Annotated in this window: 16 protein-coding genes and 1 tRNA gene; 4 read left to right on the top strand and 13 right to left on the bottom strand. The window is 45.8% G+C overall.

Features of this window, described 5'->3' with window-relative positions:
* Positions 1-16: 16 nt before the first annotated feature.
* The 4 genes from EHO57_RS15780 to EHO57_RS15765 form a co-directional block, all read right to left on the bottom strand.
* Positions 17-307 (bottom strand): Cys-rich protein, encoded by a 291-nt coding sequence (locus tag EHO57_RS15780; protein WP_135646058.1) that lies wholly within the window; start codon positions 305-307, stop codon positions 17-19.
* 31 nt (positions 308-338) lie between these two features.
* Positions 339-1,403, bottom strand: a complete 1,065-nt coding sequence (rlmN, locus tag EHO57_RS15775) for a dual-specificity RNA methyltransferase RlmN (RefSeq protein WP_135645782.1) — start codon at positions 1,401-1,403, stop codon at positions 339-341.
* Positions 1,404-1,425: 22 nt separating this feature from the next.
* The gene (sufB, locus tag EHO57_RS15770) at positions 1,426-2,844 is read right to left on the bottom strand and encodes a Fe-S cluster assembly protein SufB (protein WP_135645783.1); all 1,419 of its coding nucleotides are present in this window, start codon (positions 2,842-2,844) and stop codon (positions 1,426-1,428) included.
* A 177-nt stretch (positions 2,845-3,021) separates the two neighbouring features.
* Complete coding sequence (locus tag EHO57_RS15765; RefSeq protein WP_135588059.1) at positions 3,022-3,603, bottom strand: peroxiredoxin; 582 nt, start codon at positions 3,601-3,603, stop codon at positions 3,022-3,024.
* A 311-nt stretch (positions 3,604-3,914) separates the two neighbouring features.
* Here EHO57_RS15765 and EHO57_RS15760 point away from each other — a divergent pair, with 311 nt between their 5' ends.
* Together EHO57_RS15760 and EHO57_RS15755 are read left to right on the top strand one after the other, a co-directional pair.
* Positions 3,915-4,181, top strand: coding sequence for a hypothetical protein (locus tag EHO57_RS15760; RefSeq protein WP_135645784.1), 267 nt, complete (start codon positions 3,915-3,917; stop codon positions 4,179-4,181).
* Positions 4,178-4,498, top strand: coding sequence for a hypothetical protein (locus EHO57_RS15755; RefSeq protein ID WP_135645785.1), 321 nt, complete (start codon positions 4,178-4,180; stop codon positions 4,496-4,498). The genes EHO57_RS15760 and EHO57_RS15755 overlap by 4 nt, the downstream gene beginning before the upstream one ends.
* A 92-nt stretch (positions 4,499-4,590) precedes the next feature.
* Here the strand turns inward: EHO57_RS15755 and EHO57_RS15750 are convergent, their stop codons facing one another.
* Positions 4,591-6,588 carry a hypothetical protein gene (locus tag EHO57_RS15750; RefSeq protein ID WP_135645786.1) on the bottom strand — a complete coding sequence of 666 codons (1,998 nt, stop codon included), beginning with the start codon at positions 6,586-6,588 and terminating at the stop codon, positions 4,591-4,593.
* Between the two features lie 109 nt (positions 6,589-6,697).
* On the opposite strand from EHO57_RS15750, the gene EHO57_RS15745 reads away from it, so the two are divergent.
* Positions 6,698-7,102: a PaaI family thioesterase gene (locus EHO57_RS15745; RefSeq protein ID WP_008595600.1), complete on the top strand. Its 405-nt coding sequence runs from the start codon at positions 6,698-6,700 to the stop codon at positions 7,100-7,102.
* A gap of 26 nt (positions 7,103-7,128) precedes the next feature.
* Positions 7,129-7,212 (top strand) — tRNA-Leu (locus EHO57_RS15740).
* 17 nt (positions 7,213-7,229) lie between these two features.
* Here EHO57_RS15740 and EHO57_RS15735 read toward each other — a convergent pair.
* From EHO57_RS15735 to EHO57_RS15700, 8 genes are all read right to left on the bottom strand, one after another.
* Positions 7,230-7,979, bottom strand: coding sequence for a hypothetical protein (locus EHO57_RS15735; protein WP_135645787.1), 750 nt, complete (start codon positions 7,977-7,979; stop codon positions 7,230-7,232).
* A 215-nt stretch (positions 7,980-8,194) separates the two neighbouring features.
* Entirely contained in the window at positions 8,195-9,379 is a 1,185-nt protein-coding gene (locus tag EHO57_RS15730) for a multiheme c-type cytochrome (protein WP_135645788.1), read from the bottom strand.
* A complete protein-coding gene (locus EHO57_RS15725; protein ID WP_246050735.1) occupies positions 9,367-10,821 on the bottom strand; it encodes a sulfurtransferase in 1,455 nt (484 codons plus the stop codon). Before EHO57_RS15725 ends, EHO57_RS15730 begins: the two co-directional genes overlap by 13 nt.
* A 13-nt stretch (positions 10,822-10,834) precedes the next feature.
* Entirely contained in the window at positions 10,835-11,806 is a 972-nt protein-coding gene (locus EHO57_RS15720; protein ID WP_135645789.1) for a hypothetical protein, read from the bottom strand.
* A 19-nt stretch (positions 11,807-11,825) separates the two neighbouring features.
* Positions 11,826-12,173, bottom strand: coding sequence for a hypothetical protein (locus tag EHO57_RS15715; protein ID WP_135646060.1), 348 nt, complete (start codon positions 12,171-12,173; stop codon positions 11,826-11,828).
* A 99-nt stretch (positions 12,174-12,272) separates the two neighbouring features.
* Complete coding sequence (locus EHO57_RS15710) at positions 12,273-13,817, bottom strand: sulfurtransferase (protein WP_135645790.1); 1,545 nt, start codon at positions 13,815-13,817, stop codon at positions 12,273-12,275.
* A 227-nt stretch (positions 13,818-14,044) separates the two neighbouring features.
* Complete coding sequence (locus EHO57_RS18995; protein WP_246050733.1) at positions 14,045-15,121, bottom strand: hypothetical protein; 1,077 nt, start codon at positions 15,119-15,121, stop codon at positions 14,045-14,047.
* A gap of 96 nt (positions 15,122-15,217) precedes the next feature.
* A complete protein-coding gene (locus EHO57_RS15700) occupies positions 15,218-15,802 on the bottom strand; it encodes a helix-turn-helix domain-containing protein (protein ID WP_135645791.1) in 585 nt (194 codons plus the stop codon).
* Positions 15,803-15,940 lie beyond the last annotated feature (138 nt).

The raw sequence follows: 15,940 nt of genomic DNA, 5'->3' as shown, positions 1-15,940 counted from the left end.
TTAAAGAAGGATCGGATCAATCCATCAATCCGGAATCTAACAGACAACGGGTAAAGCCTACGCAGGTCTTTTCGGCCTCGTAGCACGGCATGGCGAAACTTTGCTCTCTCAAGCAGCCGGATTCGCATTCCATTTGGAAGAAATTCTTTTGGCTCAGGTCAGCTTTGTTCGGGAACTGCTTCTCTACACAGGAAACATAGAAGCCGCAAATTTCCTGGCATTTTTGCTGATAGGGATTTTTACAAGAATAGGTCCCAAGAAAAGTAAGAAGGAAAAGAACTAGGATCGAAAATAAGGAGAGCCTCATTCCAGCTAAGATACGGAAAGCGGATCCAGGGTCAACTTTTTGCGGCAAGCATCCCGCAGGCCCCATTGATATCTTTGCCTGGCGACCTTCTGTTCAAGATAGGAACTCCTGCAGGCTCCAGAAGCCTTAGAAACTCGTCTACTTCATCTCTGGTCGGTCTTCTCCAGCCAAAGAACTCCGTATTCAAGGGGATTACATTGATCTTACAATCCATTCTTCTAGCGATCTTTACCAATTTCTTGGCATCTTCCGGACTCATATTCACTCCGGGGATCATCACATACTCGAAGGTGATCCTGCGTTTCAGTGCCTTGGTATAATCCACGGCGGCTTCCAGCAGTTCCGGCAAGGAGAACTTCTCCTCGATGTCCATGATCTCCTTGCGGCCGTTCGGATCGGGATGATTGAGAGATATGGCGAGATTATACGGTTCTCTGTTCTCTATAAATCTGCGAATGCCGTTCACCACACCGGATGTGGAGATGGTAATCCTCTTCGCACCTAAGCCTACTGCGTCCGAATCGTGAAGAAGCTTAGCAGCACGCATAACGTTAAAATAGTTATGCATCGGCTCCCCCATTCCCATAAAGACGATATTCGTAGCCTTGTCCCCTACGATCTTCTCCACTTGAAGGACCTGGTCGATGATCTCTCCTGCTTTGAGATTCCCTTGGTATGGCAACTTAGCGGTAGCGCAGAATTTACAATTTAAGGTACAACCGACTTGAGAAGAAATGCAGATCGTCTTTCTTCCTCCGTCACCGGAAGGGATCCAAACGGATTCGAATTCCTTCCCGCTTCCGGAAACAGCTTCGAAGGTGAATTTTTGAGTACCATCTACCGACTTAAGATGCTTAGCGACTTTGAGAGGAGAAAGAGAGAATTTCTCTTCTAGTTTATTCTTCAGATCTTTGCCGATAGTGGTAAATTCGTCCCAATTTTCATAACGATTTACATACAGCCCGTTGTAGATCTGCTTAGCACGAAAGGATTTTTCTCCGAGACCTTGTACAAGCTCGGTCAATTCTTCCAGAGTATGCCCTTTAATAGGAGTCTTTCCGGAAGGATTCGACTCGGTTTCCAAGATCTCGTTCATAAGGAAATCTGAATATTTCCGCCTATTGGATTACCGAAGCGGAATTGGAATGTTCAGCGATGACTTTTCCGTCTTCCAGGATCATCCGGATCAAACGGGTCATCTCTACGGAGTATTCCACATTCAGATGTTTGGTCACGCCTTCGCAGAAACCATTGATGATCAGAAGCTTCGCATCGTCCTCGGAAAGACCTCTGGACTGAAGATAGAAGAGTTGGTCCTCATCAATTCTAGAAACGGTCGCCTCATAGTTCAAGGTACCATTCTGACCGCTCACATCATTGTACGGATATGCATGGGATTGAGAACGATCGTCCATCATGAGACCGTCGCATTTCACATGGCTATACGCGTCGGAAGAACCGGTAGTGAACTTAACGAGTCCTCTATAAGAGTTGATCCCTCCATCCAGAGACACCCCTTTCGCAAGGATATTGCTGCGAGTGTTTTTTCCCACATGAATGATACGAGCGCCTGTGTCCTGGATCTGACCCGAGCCTGCAAATGCCAAGGAGAGAATATCTCCCGTAGAATTATCCCCTTGTAGAATGATCCCAGGATACTTGATCGTATTGGCCCCGATATTCACATCGGTCCAGGTAATATGGGCAGCTTCATGACAAAGACCGCGTTTCACAGTCCAGTTGTACATGTTCTTTTTCCAGTTCTGGATGGTAGTATAGAATATCTTGGAATTCTTATGAGCCACAAGCTCCACTACCGCAGTGTGGAAATTCGTGCCCTTGTCTTGCACGGAAGAACAGCCTTCGGAGTATTCCAGCTCGGCTCCATCTTCTGCAATTAAAAGTGTTCTCTCATATTGTCCGGAAGAAGCCGCACTTACTTTGAAGTAGGCCTGCAATGGCATAGGAGTCTTAACTCCTTTCGGAACATAGGCAAAGGAACCTCCGGAGAATACGCTGGAATTCAATGCGGAGAATTTGTTATCCCCGATAGAAACAACGGAGCCTAGATATTTTCGTACGATCTCCGGATACTCTCGGATCGCAGTGTCTATATCGCAGAAGATGATCCCGAGATCGGTGAGCTCCTTTTTCACGTTAGCGTACACAGTCTCGGAATCTTCCATGGCTTCGATCCCGGCTAGATACTTTCTCTCGTGCTCAGGGATTCCCAGTCTCTCGAAACTCTTCAGGACCTCAGGATCCACTTCGTCCCAGGATTTCTTCTTCTTATGATTTGCGCCTATATAATGCACATATTCGTCTATATCGACTTGGAAGTTCGGAAAGAAACCCCAGGTAGGCATAGGCTTGCTTTCATACACCTTAAAAGCTTCTAAACGAAATTCAGTAAGCCAACCCGGTTCGTTCTTAATATGTGAGATGGACTCTACTACTTTGCGAGTGAGACCTTTTGGGAAATTATCCGCACGATAATATCTATCTTCTTCATTTATGATTTCGAGTGCTTGTGACATGAGAATTCCCCTATATCTTAGACTTCAACCCGAAGGATTGCAACCTTTTCCGTCCGAGGAATGGATAGATACAGTACAATAACCAGATTTTAGAACGAAGGTCTCTTGGACCAGGACAAATTCGGGAAGGAGAAGAGAGAAGAATCCGGCCCAAGGACCGGATTCTTAGAGATAGGATCAGTTTACCGCAGAGAAGTATTCTTTGGACTTTTCTGGGTCCGCTTTCATGGTTTTCTTTCCTTCGTCCCAGTTTGCAGGGCAAACTTCGCCGTGTTTTTCCACGTATTGGAAAGCTTTCACCAAACGGATCGCTTCATCGATATTTCTTCCTACAGGAAGATCATTGATGGTGGATTGACGGATCACACCTGCAGGATCGATCACGAAGGTTCCACGAAGAGCGACTCCGCCTTCAGTAAGAACACCGTAATCTCTTGCGATGGATTTGGTTATGTCCGCAATCAACGGATACTTGATGTCTCCCAAACCGCCTTGTTTACGAGGAGTGTTTTTCCAAGCAAGGTGAGTGAATGCGCTATCCACAGAAACTCCCAGAACTTCCGCTCCTAGTTTCTTGAATTCGTCTAGTTTCGCATCGTATTCGATAATTTCCGTCGGACAAACAAAAGTAAAATCCAATGGCCAGAAGAAGAGAACAACCCACTTTCCCTTATAATCGGAAAGTTTGATTTCCTTGATTTGCTGGCCGATCACGGCTTCCGCTTTAAAGTCCGGCGCGAGTGAAGTAACTTGAGGCATTGAGATAATCTCCTATTTAGAATCATTCTAAATTTAGACATCCCGGAAGGGAAGCAGTTTTTCTTTTTTAGAAAGCGGGGAATTTTCTTAAATCAGCGAGATCTGCCAATTTTTCAGGCCGCTTTCTTCTCCCAAAGCCCTATATTTTAGCGCTGAGGTGCGCTCAAAACAGAATGCTTGCTAAATTCCCTATCTATAAAAATGTCCCCGTAATGATATATTATAAAAGTATTAAGAATTGGATCCCTCGATTCTTATTTTTACTCGTTACGCTCCCATTGATCGCCTGTCATTCTGGCGAAGTCATGTTAATGCATGAAAATAATGCCGATAGGGAGGTTATCACTCGAGCTAGTGGAGAAGCCTGCGGTTCCAAGATCATCTCCATTCCGGGAGCCATGATCCTAGACTTCATTCCGATCCGGTTCAATAGCAGAATGGAAAGAGCGTTACAGAATGCTATCTTAAGTGTCCCAGGTGCAAAAGGGATCAAGAACGTCACTGTAGAAGAAACCTGGTATTATTGGCTTATAGGCCACACTAGATGCGTGATCATAACGGGAGATGTAGTGAGATGAAAAAAGTATATTCGATATTTATTGCTTTGTTCCTTGCTCAATGCAGTTCCGGGCCGATCTCACTTACGCTGCCAAACACCAAAACGGAAAAACCGGCGAACGGTAAGGAAGTGGTGATTTCCGAGAGTAGCTGCGGCTATCATCTATTGGATTTTATTCCGACTTCATCGAATACAACACTGTATTACGCAATGAGATCCATACAACTAAAGACGATGGATAAATACGTAGCAAAGATCACTCTCGAGCAAGATTGGTACCACGGATTGATCGGAACTTTTCTTTGCAGCACAGTGAACGCGACGGTGATTGAATAGTTCCCACATGAATTTCCTCATCAAATTAAGCGCTTGCGGAATTTGATTTTTTCAGATATAGGGACGTAGGGCCCTCCCACTGGGGGCCGCCCTCAGCCCTTCGCCATCAGATATTTCTCCATGAACTCGGTGATGTCCTTGATATTCCGATTGATCATCTTTCTGAGTTCCGGAGGGATGTTTTGGGATTTGATCACCCTATAGTAGTTCAAAGCGTTCTTCAACATCTTTCTACGAGCAAACTCCTGGGCCTTGATCAGCATAGGCTTATACTTGTAATATGAGTATTCCATAATACTGTAATTTTTGGAGAGCTTGAAAGAATGCGGGATCTTGCCGAAGTCGTACGTCAAAGTCAAGAACGGCGCGTCGTCCACTTCCGGAGGTTTTAGCTCCAGAATACCGTGGATCATCTTCGGTTCGTCGTCCTTATCGCTTCCTCCCGATTCGGGACGATCCTGGTCAAGCGGCTCGAGGCCACCGTCCAAGACTTCGATCTCAGGAGGCTCATCCGAAACGGATTGAGTAGGAGAACTTGTAGGAGCTCCTGGCTGCGGAGAAAGAGGAGGGATCTCAGGAGTATATTCTTCCTGCTTATTCTCATCCACAGGATCCGGTAAATCTATCTTAGGAAGATCTATTGGGCCTGGAGCAGAACCTTCTCCGGAAGGAACGGTAGAAGGAGCAGTATCCGCAGGTTCTCTAAGAACCTTATCTTCCGGATCGGGAAGACGGATCGGAACAAGATCGATCTCGGGCAAGACTGCAGGAGCATAACCTGGCATCTGATCGGAAAGAGGATATTCAGGTCTTGGCCAATCTTGAGGAAGAGGCTCTTCTTGCGCCTGTCTCTCTCTTTCTTGTTGCTTCTCTTCCGCTTTTTGCTTGAGATAATCGTCTCTTTCTTTAAAAAGATCTTCTTTCCTTCTATCTTGCTCGCCTCTTCTATCCTTACGAGCTCCATCGCCTCCCCTTCTCTCATCACCGGAACGACGATCCTCGCCGGTCCTTCTATCGACTAGAGGAAGATCTTTAAACTTATCCCATTCATCCGTGAAGAAAGTATCTTCCGGAAGATCCATCTCATTCGGATCCAGATGATCCGGAGTAGAAGGTTTAGAAGAAGGTTCCGGAGGAGCAAAATCTTCCGGACCTACGGGGCCTGGTCCACCGCCTGGAGAAGGTCCTCCTGACCCAGGTGGGAATCCTCCTGGGGGAGAAGGAACTCCTGCACTATAAGAAATAGGCGCTCCCGGAGGTGGCGGAGGGATAGGCCCGGAAGAAGGCGCATAAGAAACGATCTGATAGGAAACAGGACCGGGCGGCAATTCCGCAGGAAGACGAGGAGCTTCTGTTCCGGGTGGAGCTTGGATCTGTACCGGATTTTGGAATCCTTGAGAAAGACTATTCCCCAAGGCTTGGCTAATATCCTTGATGGCACGGACCAGATCTCCCATCGGGATCGGAGCGCCTGAATAATTCGGATCGTCAGGAGAATACGTTTCTTCTTGAGGAGGAGACGTTAGATGATCTTCGATTGCCTGGATATTATCATCTATCTTCCCATTGATTTCCTGATCCGGAATTCTAGCGTTAGTCCTCTTTAGGATCTCCAACGCACCAAGGAAATTTTCCTTATCTACTAACGCTTCCGAATGAAGAAGAGGTCTTCTATGATGAGCGTATCTGGAATTATTCCGAATGATATCGTCGGTGCTATGAGGAAGCTGTAGCTTCTCCTTCTTCTTTAATCCGGGATAATCGGGTTTACCTTCTCCTGGAGAAGGTGGGCTCCATTCCTGTCCGCCGGTCTGAGGCGCTTGCGGAGAAGTTGGAGCAGAAGAAGGAGCTCCTCCTTTGGACGGTGCTTGCGCTCCCCCACCCTGATCCGGTTCCCCTACGTTTACAAGTTTACCTCGATCTGCCTCGGGCGCAGAACTTCCACCACCGGACGCGCCTCCTCCTTTTCCGGAAGACCCACTTCCAGGTGCTGGCACAGAAGGTGCCTGCGATCTGTTTGGATCTCGAAATAGAGTGTACGCTCCGGCCCCGGCCGAAAGCAATCCTAGTAATAAGAGAAGAGCCGTCATGAAAAGGTTCTTACCTATTATTTTCGACAGAGTAACGCATCGTTCTTAAACAAAGTCCTTTACGATTTTAGGATTGACACCATGAATGTTAAGTAATAACTTGACATATATGAAATCAACGGTTCGGGAAAACCTGAGTTTCGGGTCTAGTCCTGATAATCCGGACGGTCTGCAGTTAAAGATCACCTTTGACGAAGATACAAAGACCGCTTATGGTGACTACACGGTACCTGAGAAATTCCAAGGGTCTCCGGATGTTATCCATCCTGGGATCATCGCTACCATTTTGGACGAAATCATGGCCAAAATCAACGAAGCGATGAATTTTAAGACGACTACAGGCGAATTAACGATTCGCTTTCTACAACCTGCGCAAGTCAATCAACCATTGCATCTTCGCGGTTGGTTCGTAAAGAAGAATAAGAAAGTGATCGAGAACCGCGCTGAGATCGAAAATGAGATCGGCAAGATAGTAGCCCGCGGAAAGGGCAAATACATCGAGCTCGATTCCTGATCCAATAACGGAATACTACAAAACCCGCCGATGTGGTGGAATTGGTAGACGCACTGGATTCAAAATCCAGCGAGGGCAACCTCGTGTCGGTTCGACTCCGACCGTCGGCATGGGTTTTATTCCCTCCTTAAACTGACTTAAGCGCCTCTTCAAACGCATCCTTTTCTATTTTATCGATCGCTTCCAAAACAAGATCCATTTCTTCTCTGCTCATTCCTTGGAATAGCTCTTCTCCCTTTGTAAGAATTCCTACTCCTAATAGGATCCCTTCTACTTCTTGTTCCGTATATGTTTTCGGTTTCGATCTCATGGTCTGGACCACTGACTCCATGAGTTGTTTGATCTTATTCAAGAGTTCTCGATCGGAAAGGGTTCGGAATAGTCTTACGATATCGTCTCTGAATTGATCCGCATCCTTTTTGGGAACGGAAGCGAGCACCTTAGAAAAAACATTCGGATCCTGCAGATCCTTTCCTTCGCTTAATAAACTCCTAGATGCAATAAACATGATCTCTTCGAAACGTTGCGCGGTTACATACGAATGCAACGCAGCAAAACCCGCTTGGAAGGCGGATCGCAAATGCCTTCCCAATTTGAAAAGCGCGGAACTCAAGGAACCCAAGAGACCGAATACCTTGGACGGAGAATGTACGAATCCGGCCAAGGATTCAAAAGCACCGTTTAACTTTTGCCTTCCTTGCCATTCCGGATACAAGAGCTCTAAGAAATATTTCACGAGCAGGTCTACTCTTTCCTTTGGAATGGAAGTGAACCTAGGATACTTGGAAATACTTTCGATCGAATATCTTCTTTTTAAGGCTTCTCTATAAGCAAGAATGAGCTTGGGAAACTCTGGTTCGCGGGAAATGGAGCTCATGGTTGAGGAAGTTCCTCCACATGCAGCACTTCCAAATTTTCTTCCTTGGATAGCCGAGTTACACGAAAAGGAAGCTGAGCATCTACAAAGAACTTCATGCAGAAACTTTAAAGATCGACTCGATTTTTACAAGAAAATTAAAACCGTATTTTTGCCAAACGACTCGTACTGGTTTGTCAATCGAGAATCGACTCCATATTCCCCCGATTGCCTCACTAGGATCCAGGTCTCCATTCTAAATGTAAAAGCTCATACTCAGCGGAATTTACCTCTTGCAAAGCCTTCTGTAAATAAGGAAGCACCCATGACTTTGCCTCCTTCCTAAAATTGTCTCTAGCTTTCCAATTATCCTCGAACATTCTTTTATAATATTCTTTCGGATCTACTCTTACTATAAATTGAACGTCTTTGATCTGCTCAAATTCCTCTTTAGAAAGATGCACCCGAAGAGCTGTAGAACTCCCGGGAGAAAGTCTTGTATCGAAGATCTCGTTCTGCAATTCCAGATCCAACATCCAACCGATCACGGAATGATTCCGTTTCAGGGAGACTCCGTTTCTATCTCTGGCATTTATTTCCAAGTATACCTTCGGGACCGAATACGTGGGAAAGGAATGTCCTACTCCAAGATTCTTTAGGGTCGCAATGAATTCGGCTCCTTCTCCCTTTGGAAAGAAATCCAAGGAGGCCTGAATCCCTTTTCTTACCATTTCCGGATCGGAGATCCCCTTCCATTCATGATCTCTGTCCGGCATATGACAGTTCTGGCATTGTGTCTTTTGGCCTGAGAACTCCGAAGACTTCCATTGTCCATATACGTCCATCAGGAGCTTTCCGTTGATCCTTCGCCCTGTTTCCGGAGATTGATGGCAAGCCTTACAAAATGTAGATTCCTCGAATTCTTTTTGAGCGCTGAATCCTCCGTGAGGTGCATTCGAATTTTGGAATATAGAATTAGCACCTTCTCTTCTCGGAGGTCCATATACCTTCCCTTTTCGGAAATGACAACTAAAGCATTGTACTCCTTGTTCCTTTATCCCGGTCTCCCAGACCGATGCGCCCACCTTCTCCCAGCCCAAGCGCTTATACCAAGCCACTTTAACTTCCGGATTAGAAGCATGGCAGTTGAAACAATTCTCTGAAGAATGTTTTCCTAGTTTCGGTAATTGCCAAAGAAAACCCGGGCCTAAGGCCCGGGAATGAAGAGTCGCCTTCCAAGAACCGTATTGCCGAGGATGGCAGGTCCCGCAGTTTGCGGGGTCAGGTTCCTGTGTGAGCGAGCCTTGGGATTCGAGGGGGAATACCCAATGCCGTTGGTAAAAATCCTCTTTCTTGCATGCGATCAGAAAGAAGAGGACCGCGAAAAACGCGGTCCCAAAGAGAAGAATTATCCTCCGCAAGGGTTGCCTCCGCCCCCACCGCCGCCGGTATTGCCGCCGCCTCCACTGCTACTTCCCCCGCCACTAGAAGAAGCGGAGTCAGTCAGATATTTCTTGTCTTCCGTTATGATATCGTTTGTTCCCTTTGCAAAGCTACGAGCGGGAGTAAAGTATGTGGCAAGATTCACTATATTATTATTTGTTAATCCGCTCTTCCCCTCATTGTAAGTGATCGAGTTAGTGACTATACCCTTGTCTGTACGCCAAGGTGAGTTTGCGCTTAGATTGGACCAATTGGAGTTACTATCATAAGCCAAGGTTCCCCATTCTACCCAAGACCCGTCATAGAATCTTGTAGGATATCCTAGAATGGCAAAGGTAGCGAATCCTGTGATCGCAGATCTTACGTTCGTCCTGCAATATGTGATGATAGTCTGCCCTTCCGTAAATCCGTTGCTGCTGAGTAAGGCCGCTAGGCTAGACTTGGATAGAAATTCCTTGTTCGAGTCCACAAAGCTTGTAAAAGGAATATTCTTCGCACCCTTGATATGTCCTTCATACGGAGTATAACAATTCGGGGTATTGCCGCAGGTATAATTAGAAGGTCCACTAGTGGTGCCCGATCCGTCATACTCTGCAGGAGTTCTTGCATCCAATAAGAATACTCCTCCCTCCGGAGAAGGAGTGGAGTTCTCAAATGTGGGTTCAGTAATCCCTTCCACTGCGTTAAACACATCGGCCAAGGTTGCTTGGATGATCGTATGATCCCTATGTAAACTTCCGATCTTTCCCGCACCTTGGGAACTCGGTGTGGAAAAACTGGAGCCTCCGATAAGATCTCCCGATGAGATCTTTGCAGAAGCGGAACCGTTCAAGACTGCAAGATGGGCCTTATCAATTCCCCAATAATAAAGAGTATACCAGGCCCTCAGCGTCAGCATTAGATTCGAATCGGAAGGAGTATCTTGCGCTAAAACGATGAGATCGCTTGCAGGATTGATCCCGAAGAATTTCAAGAAGCTGTCCAGATTTGCACCTTGCGGTACGATTGTCTCCGTATCCAAAACCCCGTTGAATCTAGTCTGCCCAAAGAAGGTATAATCCGTAGAAGCGCTGGACGCTTGGTAGACCTTCACTCCCGTAGACGGCCGGATATACGAACCGGAAAAACTTCCGCTACTGATCTGCAGGATCACAAGTTTACCCGAGATCCCAGTTGGACGATTGTTAGCCCAGTTTGATCTCCAAGATTCCAGGCGAGTCGCAGTAATGAGTCCATATGTATTCAGATCATAATCATCGCTCGAAACAGAGGATAACTGTTGTGCGCTAAATACATGCACTGGGGCCAAAAGAGCGATCTTTTCAGGAAGAGTAATATACTCCGGAGCGTTACCGCATCCCAAAGAAAGCGATACAAAAGAGAAATAGATCCATCTCATTATAAAATTTGAATATTTCATTTCCTTCTCCTTTTCATAAATTGAACGGGAAATTGACCAAGAATCCGAAAGTGCGCAGGATACCCGTGTTGTATCCGGAATAAGTATGCGAATAAAAGAAATTGTAATAATTCCCGTATTTATCCGTATAACCAAGGCTCATCTCGAAATTATGATAGATCTCCTTCCTTCCCCAGGCGGGGCGATCGTGCTGCAGATAATAATCGTACCAACCGGTTCCAAGTGGACCGATAGAAGGCGGATCGATCTGGAGTAGATTCAAAGGAGGCGTAGCTCTCGGATCCGCAAACGCATACCCACCTTGGCCGATCTGCCCTCTCGCTCCCACGATAAAGATAAAGGAGTCCATAAATCTTTTATAAAGAGCACCGTAGTATAAGAAATCGTCCGGCACAGGCTTCTCTCTCTTTCTATAGCTGGTTTCCCCTAACGCTCCCAGGCCCCAGAAATTGAAATCCTTTCCATAATAAATATTTAATTCTCCTCCGTTGGCCCCGTCTCCTAAGGCCTGGGGATTTCTATCGTAATCTCCCTTCTTGATCCCACCGATACGCACAGTGACCGTAGGGATCCAAATCGAATCATGATCGAATTCATCGATCACCTTATAGCGGATCCCCGCTCTCGAATCCACAAAGCCATATTTATCGGGCTGTTCGGGGGAAGTCAGGGTACCGAAATACCGATTGATTAGCTGGGTCCGCCCTAATTTACCGAATCCTGTCTGCACATCCAGGGTAAGACGATCTGTGATCCCGTATTCGAATGCGATCGCTCCCACATTGATCCTGACATCGTCATCGTAGGAGGTATGGTATTTCCCCACATAAGCGGAATTATAAACAGAATTCACGGCAGTCGTCCTGATCCACAATTGTCTTTGGTAAGGCGCCCAAACCGTCTGAGAGAACAACTCTCCGAAAAAAACCGGTTGGACAAATAAGAGAAGAGAAAGAAAAACTCCCTTCCTAAATGAATATTTCATTATATACTAAATCCCGAATTTACTCTTTCTTCTCCTCCAACTTGACGTTGAAGCGAATACTAACGAAAAACTCCAGAGCGGAGATCTGCTCTTCGGATAATTTACCTGCCAGATCTTCCAGACTGACCCTTCCCTTTTCCGCGTTTGGGAGGGAACCTTGCAGGTATTCGAGCCTGTTCTTTTGGGTCTTTGTAAGCTCGTCCCGCTTTGCATCCAAAGCGACTTCTCCGTTATAGATTGCTTTTCCTAGATTGAATTTTTCTCTTTCCTTGCCGCGAAGAGCCTGTCCGGCTACCGATCCTCCTCCGAACCCACCGGAGGCAAATGTTGGCTGAAAGAAATACGTAATGATTGCCGTAAGAAACACGACGAGACGGAATAACTTCACGATCTTCGAACCCCTCTTTTTTATATTTTGTTAATATACCGAAGGAGGATTTCCCTCCTTCGGATTTGTTTTGAAGAACTATTGGTTTTTGTAGCTCCAATCATCCTCGAGAACTTTTTTCGTGGTAACCGCACCTGAATTGATATTGAAATAATTCACGGTGGATTCCTTGACCCCGCTGTTGTAGTGAGGAGCACCACCGGAGTTACGAGCTCCCGATTCCACGGCTCCCTGCACATCCGGAGCAAACTCAGTAGGAACGGAAGGATACACATCTCCCGAAGTTACGTCGGCGTTGAAATTCGTTGCAGATGGAAATCCCCCTGCCAAGAGACCGAAGATACTCCAACCGTCCTCTACGAAAGCGGTAGGGCGTCCCAGGATCAAAGCAGTGGTAAGACCGCTGGTTTGGCTTCGAGTGTTAGTTCGGCAGTATTGAAGAACAGTTTGTCCTTCTTGCCAAGCGGATGCGCCTGCGTTCGGACCGCCACTGGTCCCGTAATTGTCCCAAATATCCTTAACGCTAGCCTTGCTCTTGAACTTGAGAGTAGCAAAGGTACCAGCCGCAGAAGCGCCATAAGAGTACGTATTGTCCAAAGTACTTCTATCCACAAAATTATAATGTGGAACGAATACTGCTCCCTTCAAGTGACCTTCAAATGCGATCGCTCCGCCTCCGGTCTTAGTGGTTCCGGTGGCATTTTCCGCTCCCCAGAATTCCTGATAACCCGCGCTGGAAGTGTAAGTGCTTATATCGTCGCTGTTGTTCTTGGTTCTTACGTCCGCGATATAAACGTTCTGAGAAACGCCAGCCACGCTATGATGACCGTTGTTCTTAGCGATATCGATGATGTCTTGGACGCTAAGAGCCAAAACTCTGTTGTCCACATTCTTGAGTTGTTTCACCGAGAATGTCCCGTCCAGAGGAGGAACAGATGCGTCAGAGTCGTTACCAAGTTCTGCTTCAGGAAACTGACCCTTGATGGATCCGTTCAGGACAGCAAGATGTGTATTATCGACTCCCCAATACTTAGATATATAATGTTGGTGACCGATGGCGCCGTAATTATCTCCGTTACCACTTGCAAAAACGATTAAGTCTTTTGTAGGATCGATCCCATATGTTTGGAACCAAGCGTCGATATTCGCGCCACTGATAATCCCAAATCCTCCGGTAGAAGCGTCCCCACCAGGAATGGAAATTGCACCATTGCTTCTGGTCTCACGGAAAGTCTTCCAAGAATATGTAGAAGGAGAGTTACCGTCCACGGCAACGAAGACCTTCACACCGGTTGTAGGTAGAATTAAACTCTTATTCGAATCGCTTCCTACACGGTTCGCTTGGTAGATCACCAAGTTCCCAGTGATGCCTGCAGGCTTATTCGCGGACCAATTGCTGACCCAAGTCCTAAGAGTAGTCGCTGAGATCAGACCGAATTTATTGTCATCGTAGTTGTCGGAAGATTCCACTACCAAATCGGAAGCGGAGGAAACCTTCACGCCTTCTCCGCCTAAACCGAGAGCGGCCAAACCGGCACTGCTTCCGCCTCCGCCGCCACCGCAGTTCCCGAACAATCCCAGCAAAACTACTAGGAGGCTCGCTTGTATCAGAGTATTTTTCATTTTGTTTACCTCAATAGCTCGTCCGATCGGGCTTCCCTCTTTCTCTCCACAGCGGACACTTTGAGACTAAAACTGAAAAACAGATCCGTTTATACGATATTAATTCCATTATAACGAATATAATATCCATTTAATTGAACAATATATTAATAGGAAGGACAAAGTATTAAATAGAACGATTTTTATGCAAGGGGGGAAGGAGCCGAATTTTTCTAGAGAAGGAGGCCTCAACCCTTAAGATAGATGATCCTACTTCCCCATTTATAGAAAAGATCTAGCGAGATCGTAAGGGCCAAACCAAGAGCGAGTAACGTTCCAAGCAGGATCGTTTCCTTCTTCTCAAATCCTTGCTCGGCCCTAAGAAGCCAAACAGAGATCCAGGCAGGATAGAACAAATTCGAGAATACTCTCGTACTATCCGCAGTAAAGAAAGTGACGACCAAAGAAGCGCTAAAAAGAAGAAGGACTAAAAACTTCTTTCGGACCGCGTTCTCTAAGAATAAAAACGCAAGTCCATTCAGAAAAGAGAATAGTGTCAAAAGAAGAAGATTGGTATGCATGGAATACCAAGTGCTCAGATCTAGGGCCTGTGCTGTAGAGATCCTTCTCTCCGCAAGCGGGATCCCATGAGAATAGAATAGAAGAAGAGCGCTGAGTCGCCCGAAGATCAGTCCCGAAACGATCGCAGCAAAAGTGGACCTGTTCAACTTCTTCTCATAAAGGAAAACAAATCCGACGAGACCCGCTATCACAAGGAACTGATAGAAATGGGTCCAAGCTCCTAAAACACAGACCCCAAAGAGAAGAGAAAGATACGGTGCCTTCTTTCCATCCCCACCTAAACGATCCAAACAAAGAATAAGAAGAATGGACCATACAAATGTAAAATGATCCGGAAATCCTATCCAGTTCGTCTGGATCAGGAACAAGGGAGAAAGTAACAGAAAAAACCCTATAAATGCTGCGAAGAAAATACCGACGGCATTCGCCGCATAAACAACCAGAAGAGAAGATGCAAAAAATAGAATATACGAACAGTATCTCTTGAATTGTTCCGGAGAAAGATCTATATGGCTCAAATAGAGATGATAGGGAAAAAGAAAGGAATCCGAATCGTACTCGGACGAAAGATCCGTTTTTGCCAAATAATAGAATCCGGAATTGATCACCCTGGATCCCGGATCGGATCTGTATAGGAAGTAAGAACCTTCCTTAAATAAAAAGAAGAATAGAATACCGAATAAGATGAAGAGTGGTAGTTTCTTGGGACCTTGGATCTTATCTTTTAAATCGGAAAGGGACAAAGGCAATCTCTTGTATCGAAAGCGAACGAGATTACACTAAGTAGAAGGTCCAGAATTGCAATGAACAAAAAAGATTTTCGCTTCTAATTTTCAGGATCAATCGTCGGAAAGAGAAGAGGACCAAAGCAAGAAAGAATCGTCTTCTCCCAGGTTCGCAAGTTCTTGCAAGTCCTTGCCCAAAAAGGTCATGGTATCTCCTTCTTGCAAATCGAACCATTTGCCCCCTACCTTCAGTCTCAGACTTCCTGATTGAAGAAGAAAATTTTGCCTCTGCTTAGATTGGGTTTTTGTAATAAAGGTCTTTGCTACTCCGGAAAGGAGACGGATCTCGAACAATCGGACCTGAAATCTGGTTTCTTCATGCAAGAGAGGACGGATCTTATAGTTCCCGCCTTCTAATAGATTTTCCTCCGAGTCTTCTTTTCGATAGATCTTAGGAAATTCTTCCTTGGAAAATTCCATCAGGCTGGAAAGAGGCAAACGAATGGCTCTGGAAATTTTCCATAAGAGCGCGATAGAAGGCGCTGCCTTTCCGGATTCCACCAAACTCAGCATTCCTCGGCTCACTTGGGACAACTCGGCCAATTTTCCTAAAGAAAGGCCAAGTTCCTGTCTTCTTTTTCGAACCAAACTACCAATGGATTGGATCAGCCCTCTCTCGATCGGATCGATACTCGGCATTTCTTTTCCCTCCTTTTTACCTGAGTTTTGTTTCAGCTCCAAAGAGATCCTCTTATTTTTTGGAAATTTATCCAATTTATTATACTATTTATTTAAAATAATACAACTTAATCAACTATATTAAACAAATGCGGCGAT

The organism is Leptospira langatensis (assembly GCF_004770615.1).
Classification (GTDB): domain Bacteria; phylum Spirochaetota; class Leptospiria; order Leptospirales; family Leptospiraceae; genus Leptospira_B; species Leptospira_B langatensis.
This window is presented reverse-complemented; position numbering and strand designations above follow the sequence as displayed.

Bases quoted from the DNA above. Each gene is read 5' to 3' on its own strand.
- EHO57_RS15745 (WP_008595600.1), top strand. From the start codon at position 6,698: ATGAAATCAACGGTTCGGGAAAACCTGAGTTTCGGGTCTAGTCCTGAT.
- EHO57_RS15700 (WP_135645791.1), bottom strand. From the start codon at position 15,802: ATGCCGAGTATCGATCCGATCGAGAGAGGGCTGATCCAATCCATTGGT.
- EHO57_RS15735 (WP_135645787.1), bottom strand. From the start codon at position 7,979: ATGAGCTCCATTTCCCGCGAACCAGAGTTTCCCAAGCTCATTCTTGCT.
- EHO57_RS15710 (WP_135645790.1), bottom strand. From the start codon at position 13,817: ATGAAAAATACTCTGATACAAGCGAGCCTCCTAGTAGTTTTGCTGGGA.
- sufB (WP_135645783.1), bottom strand. From the start codon at position 2,844: ATGTCACAAGCACTCGAAATCATAAATGAAGAAGATAGATATTATCGT.
- EHO57_RS15755 (WP_135645785.1), top strand. From the start codon at position 4,178: ATGAAAAAAGTATATTCGATATTTATTGCTTTGTTCCTTGCTCAATGC.
- rlmN (WP_135645782.1), bottom strand. From the start codon at position 1,403: ATGAACGAGATCTTGGAAACCGAGTCGAATCCTTCCGGAAAGACTCCT.
- EHO57_RS15760 (WP_135645784.1), top strand. From the start codon at position 3,915: ATGCATGAAAATAATGCCGATAGGGAGGTTATCACTCGAGCTAGTGGA.
- EHO57_RS15750 (WP_135645786.1), bottom strand. From the start codon at position 6,588: ATGACGGCTCTTCTCTTATTACTAGGATTGCTTTCGGCCGGGGCCGGA.
- EHO57_RS15765 (WP_135588059.1), bottom strand. From the start codon at position 3,603: ATGCCTCAAGTTACTTCACTCGCGCCGGACTTTAAAGCGGAAGCCGTG.
- EHO57_RS15720 (WP_135645789.1), bottom strand. From the start codon at position 11,806: ATGAAATATTCATTTAGGAAGGGAGTTTTTCTTTCTCTTCTCTTATTT.
- EHO57_RS15780 (WP_135646058.1), bottom strand. From the start codon at position 307: ATGAGGCTCTCCTTATTTTCGATCCTAGTTCTTTTCCTTCTTACTTTT.
- EHO57_RS15725 (WP_246050735.1), bottom strand. From the start codon at position 10,821: ATGAAATATTCAAATTTTATAATGAGATGGATCTATTTCTCTTTTGTA.